Source organism: Candidatus Moraniibacteriota bacterium, assembly GCA_035390125.1.
Classification (GTDB): Bacteria; Patescibacteriota; Minisyncoccia; order Moranbacterales; family GWC2-37-73; genus DAOOTD01.
Window position 1 is genome coordinate 13,126 of record DAOOTD010000004.1, and the last position, 16,177, is coordinate 29,302.

General features: G+C 37.0%; 17 protein-coding genes and 1 other RNA gene. 12 read left to right on the forward strand and 6 right to left on the reverse strand.

The window, feature by feature from the left end:
• Position 1 precedes the first annotated feature (1 nt).
• Both yihA and typA read left to right on the forward strand, forming a co-directional pair.
• Positions 2-574: a ribosome biogenesis GTP-binding protein YihA/YsxC gene (gene yihA, locus PLR68_03990; protein HOW60880.1), complete on the forward strand. Its 573-nt coding sequence runs from the start codon at positions 2-4 to the stop codon at positions 572-574.
• Between the two features lie 112 nt (positions 575-686).
• The gene (typA, locus tag PLR68_03995; protein ID HOW60881.1) at positions 687-2,480 is read left to right on the forward strand and encodes a translational GTPase TypA; all 1,794 of its coding nucleotides are present in this window, start codon (positions 687-689) and stop codon (positions 2,478-2,480) included.
• A gap of 56 nt (positions 2,481-2,536) precedes the next feature.
• Here the strand turns inward: typA and PLR68_04000 are convergent, their stop codons facing one another.
• Entirely contained in the window at positions 2,537-3,268 is a 732-nt protein-coding gene (locus PLR68_04000; GenBank protein ID HOW60882.1) for a ChbG/HpnK family deacetylase, read from the reverse strand.
• 116 nt (positions 3,269-3,384) lie between these two features.
• On the opposite strand from PLR68_04000, the gene PLR68_04005 reads away from it, so the two are divergent.
• The 7 genes from PLR68_04005 to PLR68_04035 all read left to right on the forward strand — a co-directional run bounded on the left by PLR68_04005 (position 3,385) and on the right by PLR68_04035 (position 10,128).
• On the forward strand, positions 3,385-4,431 hold the full coding sequence (locus PLR68_04005) for an AI-2E family transporter (protein HOW60883.1): 1,047 nt from the start codon (positions 3,385-3,387) through the stop codon (positions 4,429-4,431).
• Positions 4,432-4,461: 30 nt separating this feature from the next.
• Positions 4,462-5,316, forward strand: a complete 855-nt coding sequence (lgt, locus tag PLR68_04010) for a prolipoprotein diacylglyceryl transferase (GenBank protein HOW60884.1) — start codon at positions 4,462-4,464, stop codon at positions 5,314-5,316.
• A 58-nt stretch (positions 5,317-5,374) separates the two neighbouring features.
• The gene (locus tag PLR68_04015; protein ID HOW60885.1) at positions 5,375-6,403 is read left to right on the forward strand and encodes a hypothetical protein; all 1,029 of its coding nucleotides are present in this window, start codon (positions 5,375-5,377) and stop codon (positions 6,401-6,403) included.
• 218 nt (positions 6,404-6,621) lie between these two features.
• Positions 6,622-7,347: a hypothetical protein gene (locus PLR68_04020; protein ID HOW60886.1), complete on the forward strand. Its 726-nt coding sequence runs from the start codon at positions 6,622-6,624 to the stop codon at positions 7,345-7,347.
• Positions 7,348-7,444: 97 nt separating this feature from the next.
• On the forward strand, positions 7,445-8,365 hold the full coding sequence (locus tag PLR68_04025; GenBank protein ID HOW60887.1) for an EamA family transporter: 921 nt from the start codon (positions 7,445-7,447) through the stop codon (positions 8,363-8,365).
• Between the two features lie 35 nt (positions 8,366-8,400).
• Entirely contained in the window at positions 8,401-9,426 is a 1,026-nt protein-coding gene (locus PLR68_04030) for a cellulase family glycosylhydrolase (protein ID HOW60888.1), read from the forward strand.
• 3 nt (positions 9,427-9,429) lie between these two features.
• Positions 9,430-10,128 (forward strand): HAD family phosphatase, encoded by a 699-nt coding sequence (locus tag PLR68_04035; protein ID HOW60889.1) that lies wholly within the window; start codon positions 9,430-9,432, stop codon positions 10,126-10,128.
• A gap of 193 nt (positions 10,129-10,321) precedes the next feature.
• On the opposite strand, the gene rplT is transcribed toward PLR68_04035, so the two are convergent.
• From rplT to smpB, 5 genes are all read right to left on the reverse strand, one after another.
• Positions 10,322-10,666 (reverse strand): 50S ribosomal protein L20, encoded by a 345-nt coding sequence (gene rplT / locus PLR68_04040; GenBank protein HOW60890.1) that lies wholly within the window; start codon positions 10,664-10,666, stop codon positions 10,322-10,324.
• 76 nt (positions 10,667-10,742) lie between these two features.
• A complete protein-coding gene (locus PLR68_04045; protein HOW60891.1) occupies positions 10,743-10,949 on the reverse strand; it encodes a 50S ribosomal protein L35 in 207 nt (68 codons plus the stop codon).
• A 30-nt stretch (positions 10,950-10,979) separates the two neighbouring features.
• Positions 10,980-11,483 carry a translation initiation factor IF-3 gene (gene infC, locus PLR68_04050; protein ID HOW60892.1) on the reverse strand — a complete coding sequence of 168 codons (504 nt, stop codon included), beginning with the start codon at positions 11,481-11,483 and terminating at the stop codon, positions 10,980-10,982.
• A 125-nt stretch (positions 11,484-11,608) separates the two neighbouring features.
• Positions 11,609-12,012, reverse strand: a transfer-messenger RNA (tmRNA) gene (gene ssrA / locus PLR68_04055).
• A gap of 66 nt (positions 12,013-12,078) precedes the next feature.
• The gene (gene smpB, locus PLR68_04060; protein HOW60893.1) at positions 12,079-12,525 is read right to left on the reverse strand and encodes an SsrA-binding protein SmpB; all 447 of its coding nucleotides are present in this window, start codon (positions 12,523-12,525) and stop codon (positions 12,079-12,081) included.
• A gap of 110 nt (positions 12,526-12,635) precedes the next feature.
• Here smpB and PLR68_04065 point away from each other — a divergent pair, with 110 nt between their 5' ends.
• The 3 genes from PLR68_04065 to PLR68_04075 are packed head-to-tail and all read left to right on the forward strand — an operon-like array spanning position 12,636 to position 16,168.
• Positions 12,636-13,916, forward strand: coding sequence for a U32 family peptidase (locus PLR68_04065; protein HOW60894.1), 1,281 nt, complete (start codon positions 12,636-12,638; stop codon positions 13,914-13,916).
• A 22-nt stretch (positions 13,917-13,938) separates the two neighbouring features.
• Positions 13,939-14,892, forward strand: coding sequence for an NGG1p interacting factor NIF3 (locus PLR68_04070; GenBank protein ID HOW60895.1), 954 nt, complete (start codon positions 13,939-13,941; stop codon positions 14,890-14,892).
• A 7-nt stretch (positions 14,893-14,899) separates the two neighbouring features.
• Positions 14,900-16,168: a pitrilysin family protein gene (locus PLR68_04075; GenBank protein ID HOW60896.1), complete on the forward strand. Its 1,269-nt coding sequence runs from the start codon at positions 14,900-14,902 to the stop codon at positions 16,166-16,168.
• Positions 16,169-16,177 lie beyond the last annotated feature (9 nt).

Sequence of the window (16,177 nt, forward strand, 5' to 3'; positions counted from 1 at the left end):
TATGTTTGAAATAAAATCTGCAAAATTTTTGAAAGGAGCTATTGGCGGGGAAGGACTGCCACAAGATGCATTGCCACAAGTTGCTTTTGTTGGCCGTTCTAATGTTGGAAAATCAAGCGTAATCAATACTTTAGTTGGCATGAAAGATCTGGCGATTTCCAGTTCTACTCCTGGCAGGACACTGCAACTCAATTTTTTTCTTATTAATGAAGACACATATTTTGTCGATTTGCCCGGCTATGGCTATTCCAAACAGTCCCTGAAGTTTGCCGAAAAAATGCGCAAGATGATTATGTGGTATCTGGAACAAAATGAAAAAAAACCCAAAAAAGTGATTTTAATAATTGATGGAAATGTTGGACCAACCAAATTTGACCTGGAAATGATGGAACTTTTACAGGAAAATAAATATAAAATAATTGTAGTTGCCAACAAAATGGACAAAGTAAAAAACAGTGAATTATCCAAAAAAAAGAAAGGCATTATTGAAAAATTACAAACTGAAAATATTATCTATTTTTCTGCAAAAACAAAAAAAGGAAAATTTGAACTTTTAGAAAAAATTTTTGATTGACCTCCGCTTAATTTAATGATATATTTCAATGTAGCTTGGTTAAGGAGAAAGCCTGCGCACTATATAATAAAAGTGCGGGGTAAACTGCCGAGGGGCAGTCTTTTTATTTATTATTATGGAAATTAGGAATATAGCCATCATTGCTCATGTTGACCACGGTAAGACAACGCTTACTGATGTTATTATGAGGCAAACAGGTATGGTGGAAGAAGGGGTGAGTATGGATTCCAATGCGCTGGAACAAGAACGTGGAATCACAATTTATTCCAAAAACACATCTGTTTTTTATCGTGGTTCAAAAATAAATATTGTGGATACTCCCGGGCATGCCGATTTTGGATCTGAAGTAGAACGGGTTTTACGCTCAATTGACAGCGTGCTTTTGGTTGTGGATGCGCAAGAAGGTCCGATGCCACAAACAAGATTTGTGCTCAAAAAATCTTTGGAGCTTGGCCTTAAGCCGATAGTGGTTATTAATAAAATAGACAAGCCGGCCGCCAATCCAGACTTGGTTCAGGAACAGGTATATGAATTGTTTCTGGATTTAGGCGCCAATGATGAACAATTGGATTTCACAACAATATATGCAATCGGAAAACAAGGTATTGCCAAGGAACATCTGACTGATGAATCTAAAACAATAGAGCCGCTGCTGGATATGATTTTGCTTAAAGTTAGACCGGCTAAAGCTGATAAAGATGCAGAGCTCAGAATGCAGCCTTTTAATCTTGGATATGATAATTTTTTGGGACGATTAGCTATTGGACGCATCCATGAAGGAACTATAAAAACCGGTCAAATATACTTGCTTAAGAAAAATGACGGTACGATTGAAAAATCACGCGTTACAAAACTTTATACTTTCAAAGGAACAAGCAGGGATGAGGTAGACGAGGCTTATGCTGGAGATATTGTCATGGTGGCTGGATTTGGAAAAATAGATATTGGTGAAACAATTTGCGAAAATGAATCTCAGGAATCTTTGCCAAAGATTACTATTGATGAACCAACCATATCGCTCCGATTCATGGTTAATGATTCTCCGTTTGCTGGGCGTGAAGGAAAATTTGTGACTAACAAACAAATTCTAGAAAGACTCAAAAAAGAATTGGAAGTTAATGTCGGACTTAAAATAGATTTTTCTTCCTCGGCAGAATATTATACGGTTTTTGGGCGGGGAGAACTGCATGTAGCCATACTTCTGGAAAATATGCGCAGGGAGGGATATGAAATCCAGGTTTCACAACCGCAGGTTATCATAAAGGATGTTGAGGGTGTCAAAAGCGAACCATTCGAAGAGGTGACAATTGATGTTCCGAGTGAAATATCAGGAACAGTCATAGAAAATATGGGAAAACGCAAGGGAATTATGAAAGATATGCAGATTCATGGATCACAAGCCAGACTTTTGTTTGAAGCTCCAACGCGCGGACTTCTGGGATATCGCGGGCAATTTATAGTTGATACGCGAGGTGAGGGAATTTTTTCTTCCCGTGTAATCGGATTCAAACCATATGTCGGGGAAATAAAGAGAAAGGAAGTTGGATCAATGGTTTCAATGATAAGCGGAAAAGCTTTAGGATTTTCGCTGGCAAATCTGCAGACTCGCGGAGTGCTTTATATAGGACCATCAACGGAAGTTTATGAAGGTATGATAATTGGGAATGTCGCTAGAGGAGAAGATATGACAGTCAATCCTATAAAGGGCAAACAACTTACAAACATGCGCGCCTCCGGAACGGACGATGCAATCAATTTGACTCCGCCATGGGAAATTTCAATCGAGCGCGGACTGGAAATTATGAATGAAGATGAATATCTGGAAGTAACTCCCAAAAGCGTGAGGCTTAGAAAACAATTTCTTTCTGAAATAGACAGGATTAGGGCAGTCAGAAAGAAACAGTAAAAATATTTTAAACATTAAAAATCCCGGCGCTGTGCCGGGTTTTTTTGGTTAATTTTTCAGAAATATTTCTTTATTTTTTCAAAATCATCAATAACTTCAGGATGGCATGCAATTTCAGTAATGCCTTTAGGTAAGTTATTAATAAATCCTTCTATATCCTTTATCCAATCCAGGTTAGTGAATGATTCGGATGAAACATATCCGTTTTCTCGAAAATTTTTTCTATTAACTATTTTTAACCAATGTAAAATGCGTGCAGCGGGCTTGTTTTGCTCAGCTAAAGTACTCTCTCCAAAACGAATATAGGGAATAGAATATTTAGCCTGCAGTTTAAGTGCAATCTTAAAAAAGGGAGGATAAAAGTGTACATGTTCGTGAGAACTTATGCCGTCTGGATTTTTGCCGAACATTTTCCTGAATTTTTCTATCTGTTTGGTCCAATCAGCTTCTACTTCTTCATTTGATAATTTTCCGGTGATTCTTTTTGCCATAAACTCTATTACGCGAAAAACTACCCCGGTTCTTTTTCTGTGTTCCTCGTTAAATTTATGCAGAACATCTAGATGAATATCTAGCTTAACTCGGCTTCTGGCCAGCTCTTTTATTTCTTCTTCATAAATTTTTCCGTATGTCATTAAGCCAACTCTGTCTATTTTTCCAAGCATTATTAAATAGAGAGTATTGCTATTTGCATATCTGCTTATGCCAAAATCATCTGCACTTATCATTACACGATGGCGGTGAGAATTTAGATGTGATTTTAAATATGCATCTTCTAGGGCAATCATTTTTGTATGATGTATTATTAATTAAATACTTGATAAAATGCTTTTATATGATACAATGTTATAAGGTTAATGTGCAAGGTTAGGAACATAAAAGCATCTGTTTTTATAAAAAATATATGGAATCAAAAAATTTTAACGTGTATTTTTTTCTTTTTACCTTAGTATGTATAAGTATTTTGGCGGTTTTTATTTTTAAGCCGTTTTTCATAGCAATAGCATTGGCGGCTATATTAGCCGTAGTTTTTCAAAAGCCTTTTAATTTTTTTCTGCGTATAACCGGGAATCGCCAAAGAATAAGCGCATTCATTATATCTTTCTTGGGGATAATTATTTTCGGAGCTTTATTTTTCGGAGTTATAAGCTTGGTGGTAAAAGAAGTCTCTGTTCTTTATCATAATTTATATAATCAAAACTATATAGATAGTTTGGTTCAGGGTGTAAATTCTAACCCAATCCTTAAATCATTGGGAGCTGATAATCTTATCAATAAGGAAACGATAGGAAAATCTATATCAGATTTGAGCCAGGGAGCTTTCTCTATTTTGCAAAAAACTTATGAAAGTATTGCGAACTTTATCCTTATGGGCATAGTTATGTTTTTTACCCTGTATTATTTCCTTATCGACGGTAAGGAATTGGTGCGAAAGGCTATGTATATAAGTCCCTTGCGTGATACTCACGAGAAAATGCTTATTGATAAATTTATTTCCATGAGTAGCGCAACGCTCAAGGGATCTTTGATAACTGGGATAGTTCAAGGCATAGCAGGAGGATTATTGTTTGCGGCAGTAGGAATACCGTCGGCTGTAATATGGGGCATTGTAATGATGTTTTTTTCTTTAATTCCGATGTTTGGTACCAGCTTAATCTGGCTTCCTGCCGGGATAATAATGCTTTTTCTTGGGAACATATGGCAGGGAGTCGTTATTTTAGTTGTCGGCGTGAGTGTTGTTTCAGTTATTGATAATTTGCTAAGGCCGAAATTGGTAGGAAAAGATTCTCAAATGAATCCGCTGTTAGTTTTTTTCGCCATGCTTGGAGGCATAAACATATTCGGATTTCTTGGTTTTATAATAGGTCCTATTATTGTTGCTCTCGCCCTTACTCTTTGGGATATTTATGCGGTTGAATTTAAGAGTCAGCTGAAAAAATATAATGCTTGAAATGACTAAAAATATTAAAAAGATTTAGAAATGTTGTATTTTTACCAGCATATTCCACAATATATAGATCCGATCATTTTTACGGTCGGTTCTTTTTCTATAAGATGGTACGCTTTGTCATATATCGCTGGCTTTCTTGCAACTTATTTAGTTTTAATCTACAGAAGCAGAAAAGGAGAATTTGTTCAAGAAAGTTCAAATTTAAAAACAGAAGAAATTACAATTTACAAATCCCAATTTTCAGGACTTATTTCTGATTTTTTGTTTGTGGCTTTTTTTTCTTCTATTATCGGAGGAAGGATTGGATATGTTTTGTTTTATAATTTTTCATATTATATTTCCAATCCGCTTGCGATTATTTCTCCTTTTGAAAATGGAAATTTTACCGGAATATATGGAATGAGTTATCACGGTGCCTTGCTTGGAATATTGCTGGGAAGTTATGTGTTTTTGCGCATCAAGAAAATAAATTTTTGGAAATGGGCTGATTTTGTTGCTCCTGCTGTTCCTGTGGGATATTTTTTTGGCAGGATTGGAAACTTTCTGAATGGAGAGCTTTATGGACGGGTTACTGATTCTTCATTAGGCATGTATTTCACAAACAGCCCGTTGTTGTTGCGCTATCCATCTCAAATTCTGGAGGCCTTTTTCGAGGGGATTGTCCTTTTTGCAATTCTCTGGAGTATAAGGAATAAGAATTTTTTTCCGGGAAAGATTTTTTCCATATATCTTTTGGGTTATGGTTTTTTCCGTATTTTTTCCGAAATATTCAGGGAACCCGATCCTCAAATTGGCCTTATTTTAGGGTATTTTACCTTAGGGCAACTTATGTCTCTTATTATGATAATTGCAGGAGCAGTTATATTTGTTTCCAGAAAACGTTAAAATATGTTATACTCAAATAAGAAAGTAAGGGGGTTAAACTGATTGAAATCCTTTTTTCATGGGTATTGATTTCAGAAACAAAAAAAGCATAGACATAAAAAGCATAAAAAAACATTCTAAAATTGCTTTTTTAAGGCGGGAAGAAAATATTCCTGTACTTTTTTCGCGTGGGAGAAAGACGAGGCAATTCTTTACTGAAGACTCAAAGCTGTACATAACTCCCAAAGAGCAGGCTTTAATCAGGCAGGGCATAAAGCTTGATAGGGATTTGAAAAAATGGGATAGTCTTAGTTCGCGTATCGTTCGTGAATTTTCATATTACAAACCAAAAAAAGCAAGCAGGCTCGTAGAACTGTTGGAAGAAAAGCGGGAAATTGTTAATAAGTCTATCTCCCAGACTCGTCAAAGCTTAGTAGGCTACTTTTCCTTAGTCAGGCTTTGGAATCTGTCAATAATAGGGTCTATTTTATTCGGAATGTTTATAATGACTTTTGTTTATAAATATTTGGGTCAGGGAGTTTCCGCTGAGCAGATTCAAGAAAATGTAAATAATGAACAGCAAATTTCGCAATCAGCCAGGGTACTGGGAGACGAAGACAGTAAAGATGAAGCAGAAGAATTTACGCAAAGAGTTCTGGAACTTGAAAAAACCAATGGCCGCAAAGAGTTGGAAAAAGAAATCAGAAAAATGGTCGAGGGATATCCAATAGAAAAAATGGTTCCTTATATTGCCAAGAAAGACAGGGTGGTAGCAGCTTTTTTAGTGGGTATTGCCAGGAAAGAAAGTAGCTGGGGAGTGCATGTGCCTGTGCTAAACGGGCAAGATTGCTATAATTACTGGGGCTATCGTGGTATACGCAAACTTATGGGCACTGGAGGACATACATGTTTCAATAGTCCCGAAGATGCAGTTGATACAGTTTCCAAAAGACTGGAAACATTGATTGATGAATATGGCAAAAATACTCCAGCAAAAATGGTTATCTGGAAATGCGGCTCTAACTGCGAAGCAACGGGCGGGCAAGCAGCAGCTGACAAGTGGATAAGTGATGTAACTATGTATTTCAACAAGCTCAATAAAGAATAAGCTTTTCAGCTTTAAAATAGGTAAAGTTATATTATATAAAAAATCCTTATTCAAAGGTATTTTTTTATACTTAAATTTTATAAATGGCTTTATTAAAGCAAAAAAGTTAAATAATCCATTGCCTAGTGTGTATAAGTCGTTTGACCCATTTATTAATTTTTGATAATATGAGACTCGTGTCTCCGGAAACGGAGACTATTAATTTGTAAAAATACCATATGAGTGACTCCTTGTTAGCAAGGGGGGGAAAATTGTTAGAAAACAGAAAATTAACAAAAAAAATTAAGTCTGTAACGAAAAAGAATAAAATTATTATTTTTTCTATAATATTTATTCTTTTTGGTCTGGTATTCCGGATAGGAAATGACCATTCCGGAGCATATGCCCATGCATATGCGATAGATAATAATGTTTTTGAAAATAAAATAGAGTCTCCTATGTTTGGAGAAAAAACCGAACTATTCAAAGAAATCTTGAATAATAATAAATTATCCAAAAAAGAAAGAGAAAAAAGAAATTCTTCAGACCATATGGGCTTGCTGAATAAGATTTATGAAGTTGTTGATGGATATCCAATAAAAGAAATGGCTCCTTTTATTTCCAAACGGAATGAAAAAGTAGCAGCTTTTCTGGTTGGAATTGCCAAAAAAGAAAGCGGTTTTGGGGAACATTCGCCTTCAAGGAACGGACAAGATTGCTATAATTACTGGGGCTATAAAGGATCAGCCGGAAACGGAAGCGTTGGAGGTTATGCCTGTTTTGAAAGCCCAGAAGAGGCAGTAGAAATTGTTGGCAATCGCATTGAAGTTTTGGTCAATAGAAATCATAATACTCCCGAAAGCATGGTTAACACATGGAAATGCGGAACAAGTTGCAAAGGAGATCCGGGTGCTCCAAGCTGGATTTCAACCGTAGCCTTGTATTTTGATAAGATTGTAAGTTAATTTTTTTAAAAGACTTTTTCAAAAAAAGCGGACTTTAGTCCGCTTTTGTTATTTATTTTGTTCGATGTATAATGAAGCTATAATAATTTTTTGTATTATGCTTTGGATTTTAATTGTTACAGGCGCATATTTTTTCGGGGCTTTATCGAATGTTGGAGATAAATTTCTTTTAGGGTCCAAAAAAATATCTTCTGCGCCGGTATATTCTTTTTATATCGGTATTTTTGGATTGGGTGCATTTATTTTGGCTCCTTTCGGGTTAACTTTTCCAAACGGAGATATAATGACACTTTGCCTCATAAGCGGATTGCTTTTTACGGTGGGAATAACCTTTTTGTATTTTGCGATTGAACGGGCAGAGGCAAGCCGGGTAATGCCCGTATTCGGAGCAGTTATTCCTATTGTCTCTTTTATCCTGGCTTCAATCTATGGCGTAGAAAATCTGACTACACTGCAAATCCTCGGAGTAGCATTGCTTGTTTTCGGAGGACTTCTGATTTCTTTTGATCTGCCATTAAAATTGGGTAAAAGAAAATTTTTTTCAGGGTTCTACCATGCCTGTGCAGCTGGATTTGTTATAGCAGTCGCATATTTAATATTTAAATACATTGCTGATAGCGGTGAACCTTTCATTACATGGTATATATGGACGCGGGTAGGAGGTCTGATTGGCGCAATCGGACTGTTGCTTGTCCCATCCTGGAAAAAAAATATTTTTAACAGTTTTTTGTCTGCTAAAAAAAATAAAAAAAATGCGGCGAAAACCGGAGGAATATTTATCGGCAATAAGCTTATCGGAGGAATAAGCACGCTGATGTTGAATTATGCGATTCAATTGGGAAGTGTGACACTGATTAATGCCTTAGTTTCTTTGCAGTATGTTTTTGTACTAGCTATTGTAACAATTCTTTCAAGAACGAGAGCAAATGTTTTCCAGGAAAAACTTTTATTCTGGGACTGGGCGCAGAAAGTTGCAGCTATTGCTATTATCGCAGTCGGAATGTTTTTTGTTTATTAGTCTTTTAAATATTTATGCAAAACAAAAACAAAAGTATGAAAATTTTTAAAAAGATTGCTAAATTTACGGGATATTTTTTAAGCCTTATCTTGGCGCTAGCTTTGTTGTTTTTCATTTATATAAATCTTCCAGTCAAACCAGTTGATGACAATGCAAAAATCGGTGTAACATTTTCTGCGCGCTATGCCCAGGATATCGGGCTTGATTGGCGTCAGGCCTATCTGGCAATGTTGGATGATTTGAAAATAAAGTACATCCGTATTCCTGTTTATTGGGATTTGGTGGAAAAAAATTCTGGTGAATATGATTTTTCTGATATTGACTGGCAGTTATCTGAGGCTCAAAAACGGGATGCAAAAATAATTTTAGTCATTGGACAAAAAGTTCCACGCTGGCCGGAATGTTTTATTCCCGAATGGGTCGGTTCTGATGATGCCAAGAGAAAAGAAAAACTCTTAACCTTTGAAGAAACTGTTGTAAATAGATATAAAAATAACCATCCGGAAATTGCCAGTTGGCAGATTGAAAATGAGCCCTTTTTGGATTTTGGAGTTTGTCCTTCTGCTGACCCCGATCTTCTTGATGCAGAAATTGCTAAAGTTAAAAGCCTTGATTCGTCCAGAACTGTTGTTATAACAGACAGTGGGGAACTCAGTTTGTGGATTGAAGCAGCCAAGAGGGCGGATATTTTTGGAACGACAATGTATCGGGAAGTATATACCAAAAAATATGGCCATTGGCGCTATCCGATAGGTCCGAATTTTTTCAAGGCAAAACAATTATTGATTAAAATATTCGCAGATCAAGATAATATTGTTGTCATTGAACTTCAGGGAGAACCGTGGGTTGAAGGTTGGACGGTGCATGCGCCAATCGAAAGGCAACTAGAATCAATGAACGCGGAAATCTTGAGAGATAACATTGGGTTTGCTAAAAAAACGGGCATCAATGAGATTTATATCTGGGGAGTCGAGTGGTGGTATTGGATGAAAGAAACACAAAATAATTCATCTCTTTGGGAAATGGCCAAATCAATTATTAATCAGAATAATTTGAAATGAAATATGCCTAAACAGAAAAAAATAGCCGTTTTTGATATCGATGGTACAATTTTCAGAAAAAATCTTCAGTTTGAGCTTATTAATGAACTTTCCTGGATGCATATATTTCCCAGGAAGGTCAGAAATCAAATTGTTGATCTTTATGTAAATTGGCTGGAACATAAGGGAACTTATGAACAGTATCGCAAAGGTTTGGTTGATCTTTATGAAAAATATATTCCCGGATGCAGCCTGAAAGATATTGAACATGCCAGCAAACTGGTTGTTTCATTCCATCAGGACCGCACTTATATTTTTGCAGAAAAACTTATACGCAAGCTAAGGCAGGAAAATTATCACTTAATTGCAATTTCCGGATCACCGATTGAAGTTGTCAGGGAATTCAATGATAAACACTTAAAGTTCGATGAAGTTTTTGGTACTGTTTATAGATATGATAAAAATGATAAATGTACGGGTGTAGTCGAGTATGAGCCAGTAAACCATAAAGGACATTTAGTAAAGCAATACATATATGAACACGGGATGACACTGAAAGACTCTTATGGGATTGGTGACACAGAATCAGATGCCAGCTTGCTCGATCTTGTGGAAAATCCTATTGCTTTTAATCCCAATGAGAACCTGAGAGCAATTGCAGAAAATAAAGGCTGGAGGATAGTTGTAGAAAAGAAAGATGTGATATATGATGTTAATAGTTAACAATAAGAATAAAAATTCATATGACCGTTAATGAAATTCTTGAAATAATATTATTAAAAACACTTTGGATCTGGCTTCCATTCAGGGCCTTTGGCCGGATGGTCAAAGAAATATGGGAGAAATACAACAAATAATCGAAAAATAAAAATCCGCCTCTGGCGGATTTTTATTTATTTCATTTATAAGAAGTTCTTTATTTTATTTTCTCCACGAACTTTGCGAAAACTTGGGGATTTTCAACTGCCATCTGAGAAAGCACCTTGCGATCGATTTCAATTTTCTTGGATTTCAGGACAGCAATGAATTTGCTGTAAGAGAATTCAAATTGCCGTACAGCATTGTTAAGTCTGAGAATCCACAGGGATCTGTTGGTGCGTTTTTTAGCGCGACGATCTCTGTGCGCATATTTTCCGGCTTTGAGCAAAGCTTCCTTGGCAGCAACATAATTTTTGCTTCGGCGCCAACGGAAACCTTTAGCCATTTTTAATACATTTTTTCTCCTTTTTGATGCAGCAACGCCGCGTTTTACTCTTGCCATTTTATTTGTGGGGTTGCGGTTAGCTATAAAAACGAGCTTCCCGTACCGATTATCTGTTATTAAATTCTTATATTATTTACTTTCCAATTGCATACGGCAATGCAGCCACGACATTCTTTTCGTCTGTTCTGAACATGCGCTTGTCTTTTTTCTTGGCTCTGCCCTCTGCTCCTGTTTCTTTTGAATTATAATGATTTTGTCCTGTTGATCTGCGAAGAACTTTTTTATTTTTAGTGATCTTCACTTTTTTGACAACAGATTTCTTGGTTTTTATCTTAGGCATTTCTTTGCTTTATAAAAATTAAAAATGTTTTTATTGCTCTGTCGCTGGTGCGATTATAACATTGAATCCTCCGGGAAACCTTTTAATCGGATCCTCTATCTTGTAGGGAACAGTTATGGATGATATGAAATTCTGCAAATTTTGTCTGGCTAAATCCTGGTGAGCTTTTTCTCTTCCGCGCAGCACTATTTCAATCTTCACCTTGTCTCCATGGTTTAAAAATTTTTCAGACTGTGTTCTTTTGAAATCAAGGTCATGGATATCTGTCCTGACTCCGAGGCGCACTCCTTTGGTTTCAACCTTCTTCTGCTTCGCCTTTGCAAGTCTCATTTGTTTGGATTGCTGATAGATATGTTTTCCGTAATCCATAATGCGACACACTGGCGGTACAGCTTTAGGTGAAACTTCGACCAAATCCAAAAAACTTTCTTTAGCGAGAGCGAGAGCTTCAAAAGTATTCATTTCGCCCAGTTGTTTACCGTCTTCGCTAATAACAAACACGCGCGGAACACGGATACCCTCATTCGTGCGCAATTGTATGGGTCCGGTCTGTTGTTTTGGTTTGAACCTGAATCTTTTTCTAATCTTTTTACTGGTTCGCCTTGATTCGCTTTTTTTGTTAAGCGAAAAGGCAAAACTTTAATTTAATATTACAGAAAATGTGGAGTTGATGGGAATTGCACCCATGTCCAAAATTGACAATCCAAAATATTCTACAAGCTTGTTTTATTTCCTCCGCCTAAGGCGGATTCAACTGTATGCAGTAAGAAATAAACAAAACCTGCATAAGCCGTTTTCAGAAATTTTTCGTCCTATGCGTCTGAAAAACCGCACAGAACTATTCTCAAATTTGACACCGAGGTCTGCTTATGAGAAATCAGCAGTTCGATGGCTTTAACTTAAGCTAAAGCAGGTGAAAAACTTGCAAATGCTTGCGCAAATGTAGCCTTCGCCTTTGATATGAAGTTTGCACTTATATCTTCCACGGCAGTTTAATGATATGACCATGGGTGATCAGCTTGCATATTTTGAAAAGTACAACCTGTCGAAACTAAACAACCCCGCACTATTTGCTCCGCAAGAAGTGCGGGGCAGGCTCCTCTTCTGCGAACACACAATGCGCGAATGTTTAATTGTTTTTTATAAACCTTTCCATTCTGCGTTTGGACTCTCTTTTGGCGATGTTTTCTCGTTTGTCAAACTTCTTTTTTCCTTGCGCTAAAGCAAATTCTAATTTGATAAGTCGCTTCTTAGTATACACACGAAGAGGGACCAATGTCAAGCCTTTTGTCTGCAATTTTCCGATAAGAGAGGATATTTCAGATTTACGGACCAAAAGCTTGCGTGATCTTGTCGGATTATATGTTTCGGCAGTCTTGGCAAAAGGATAGGGAGATATATTGGCGTTGGTTAGATATAGTTCACCATCGTGCATAGTCACGAAACTCCCTTTTAAACTGATGTGTCCGTTTTTGACAGATTTTACTTCTGCTCCAGTCAGCATCAAACCGGCCTCAAATTTTTTCTGAAGTTCATAGTCAAAGCCCGCTCGTTTGTTGAATGCTATGTCTGCCATATTACTTAACTATAGTTTATCAATATATGGCGCAGTAAAGCAAATAAAAAAGGAATTTTTAATTGACTAAACAAAATAAAAAAGATAAAGTGAAACATGTACAAATAACCATGAAAAATGCAAAAAAAGCTAAAAATAAAATAGAATTATTGGCGCCGGCGGGGAGTCTGGAAAAATTCAAATACGCCATTAAATATGGAGCTGATGCTGTATATGCGGGCATTCCGGATATTTCCATGCGGGTCAGAATTAATAATTTTACCGAAAAAGATCTTCTGGAGGCAGCCAAATTCGCCCATTCCCAAGGGAAGAAGATATTTGTGACTGTGAATATATATGCTCACGACTGCCATCTTCCAAAAATTGAAAAACATCTGAAATTTCTGAAAAAAGTTGCTCCTGATGCCGTGATCATTTCTGATCCGGGAGTCATAAATTTAGCCAAGAAATATTTGCCAAAAACTGATATCCATTTGAGCACGCAAGCCAACACCACGAATTGGCAGGCGGCAAAATTCTGGCATGAAGCGGGAGTAAAAAGAATAATTTTAGCCCGCGAAGTGACGCTTAAAGATATAAAAAAAATTCATCATAAAGTGCCTAAACTGGAGCTTGAATATTTTGTGCACGGCGCCATGTGCATGAGCTATTCAGGCAGGTGCATTTTGAGCAAATGGATGTCAGGGCAAAGCGCGAATGAAGGTGGTTGCACTCAGCCATGCCGTTGGGCGTATAAAAAAATAAAAAACAGAAAATCAGAAATGAAAAGTATGGAAATTGCAGAAGTGCAGAGCGGGAGAGAAATAGCATTAGAGGAAGATTCTCATGGCACCTATTTTTTCAACAGCAAAGATCTGAATTTGATTGCACACCTCAAGGAACTTCGCAGTGCCGGAGTGTCAGCGTTCAAAATAGAAGGGCGCAACAAGAGCGCATATTATGTCGCCAGTGTCACGCGCGCTTATCGCCAGATGATTAATGCAATTGAATCGAAAAAATCTGCTGGTGAAATCAAGAAAATTCAGCGTTGGGCAGAAAAAGAATTAGAAAAAACTGCTAATAGAGGTTACACTAAAGGATTTTTATTCGGAAACGAGCCAGAGCATGAGTTTGAAGGAAGTCATTCCAACAATGAATTCCAATTTGTCGGGGAAGTTGTTGCGAGTCAGGGGAAAGAATTGACGGTAAAAATCCATAATGCCATCCGCAAGGACGATAAGATTGAAATTATCATGCCGGAAAAAAATATTCCCATAAAAATATTGGGGGTTTATAATGAAAAAAGAGAAGAAGTTGTTTCAGCTCACGGAGGACACAGCAATCTTTATATTATTAAAATCGATAAAGAGGAGATCGAACCGCTGTCCTTGCTGAGGAAAATTATAAAATAAATAATTAAATAATAATAAAATAATGAACATCCAAGAAATTTACAAATTGGCAATTAAGATGGGAATTGAAAATGATTTTCGTTCCGAAAAGCAAATAAAAAAACAACTGAAAAGACAGAAGGAAAATTATGAAAAACTTCCTAAAGATAAAAAGGAAATTTTTGATATGGAAAAATTAACCAATCCGTATTCTGATTCCAGAATACATTTCGATAATGGAAAGAAAAATATAAAAAAAATAATGGCTGGCATCGATATTGATACAGCGGAAATAATGTTGGCTGAAGAATTGGACATTGAAAATATTATTGCTCATCATCCAATAGGACTGGGATTAGCCGGACTGGATGACGTTATGCATTATCAGGCTGATATTCTGGAACAATATGGCGTACCGATAAATGTGGCTGAAAGTCTGATGAAAAAAAGAATCAGCGAAGTAAGCCGCGGTATAAACCCAGAAAATCATTATAAAGAAATTAATGCGGCAAAATTATTAAACATCAACCTTATAAATGTTCATACTCCAGCTGACAATTTAGTAGCAAAATTTGTTGAAAATAAGATAAAGAAAGACAAACCGGAATATGTGGGAGGTATTATAAAATCACTTTTAGAAATACCGGAATACAAAGAAGCGGCCAAGAAAGGTTTTGGCCCGGTAATATTTTCCGGTTCAGAAGAAAACAGAACCGGGAAGATAGCGCTTACAGAAATCACTGGAGGAACCTCTGGAAGCAAGGACATTTATGAAAAGTTGTCTCAAGTCGGGGTAGGAACTGTTATCGGCATGCATATGAGTGAAGAATATCGCAAGGAAGCGGAAAAATATCACATCAATGTTGTGATAGCAGGGCACATCTCATCAGATTCTTTGGGAATGAATTTATTTTTGGATGAACTTGAAAAAAGGGGAATAGAAATCGTACCATGTAGCGGTCTTATAAGAGTAAACAGAAATAAAAAGAAAAAATAAAAATTATATGAATTACAAAAAAACAACATTAAAAAACGGACTCCGAATTATGACTGTGCCGATGAAAGGCACGCAGACTGCAACTGTGGTGGTCATGGTTGACGTCGGATCGCGTCTGGAAAAAGAAAATCAGGCCGGCCTTTCGCATTTCGTTGAGCACATGTTTTTCAAAGGCACAAAAAAACGACCGACGACCCAAATAATCTCAGAAGAGCTGGATTCTTTCGGCGGGGAATTCAATGCTTCTACTTCCAAAGACAAGACATTATATTATGCCAAAGTTGATTCAAACCATATCTGCCAGGCTTTTGATATTATTTCAGACATGTTTCTGAATTCAAAAATAGAGCAGGCAGAAATCAACAGGGAACGCGGTACGATAACTCAGGAAATTAACATGTATCTTGATCTGCCGGGCAAAACTGTCGGCGATGAATTTGAAAAACTTCTGTACAAGAACAGTTCGCTGGGCAGGGAAATAATCGGTTACAAAAAAACTGTTTCCAGATTCAAAAGAAAAGATTTCATCAAATACATCCGGGAAAATTACAACGCCAGCAACACCGTGATCTGCGTGGCTGGAAAATTCGATGAGAAAAAAATTATTGCAGATGCGAAAAAATATTTTGGAAAATTTTCCAAAGGAAAAACGACAAAAATCAGCAAAGTTTCTGAAAAACAAAACAAGCCCGAAGTCAGGATAAAGTTCAAAAAAACCGACCAGACTCATTTTGTAATCGGAAACCGGGCTTATCATAGAGATCACAAAGATCGCTATGCTCTGGCACTTCTGGCAACAATCTTGGGCGGAAACATGAGTAGCCGTCTTTTCATCGAAGTTCGCGAACGCCGGGGGCTGGCATATTCTGTCCATTCCGGCGTGGATGCATATCAAGATTGCGGCTACATTGCCACGCAGGCGGGCGTCGAGCATGACAAGCTGGAACAGGCTATAAATGTAATATTGAAAGAATACAAAAAAATTGCGACTGAAAAAGTCAGCCAGAGGGAACTCAAAAAAGCCAAGGATTTTCTAAAGGGCAGAGGAGTGATGGGTTTTGAAGCCTCTGACGAAGTTGCGATGTTCTATGTCAGCCAGGAAACAGACAGGGAAAAAGTTCTCAATCTCAAAGATGTTTTTGCCAAGATAAATGCGGTCACAGCTGAAGACATTCTGAGAGTGGCCAAGGATGTTTTCCAGAATAAAAAATTGAACTGTGCCATTGTCGGTCCGCACAAAAACAGCAAAAAAATCCAGAAAATACTCAACCTATAATTTTAAAAT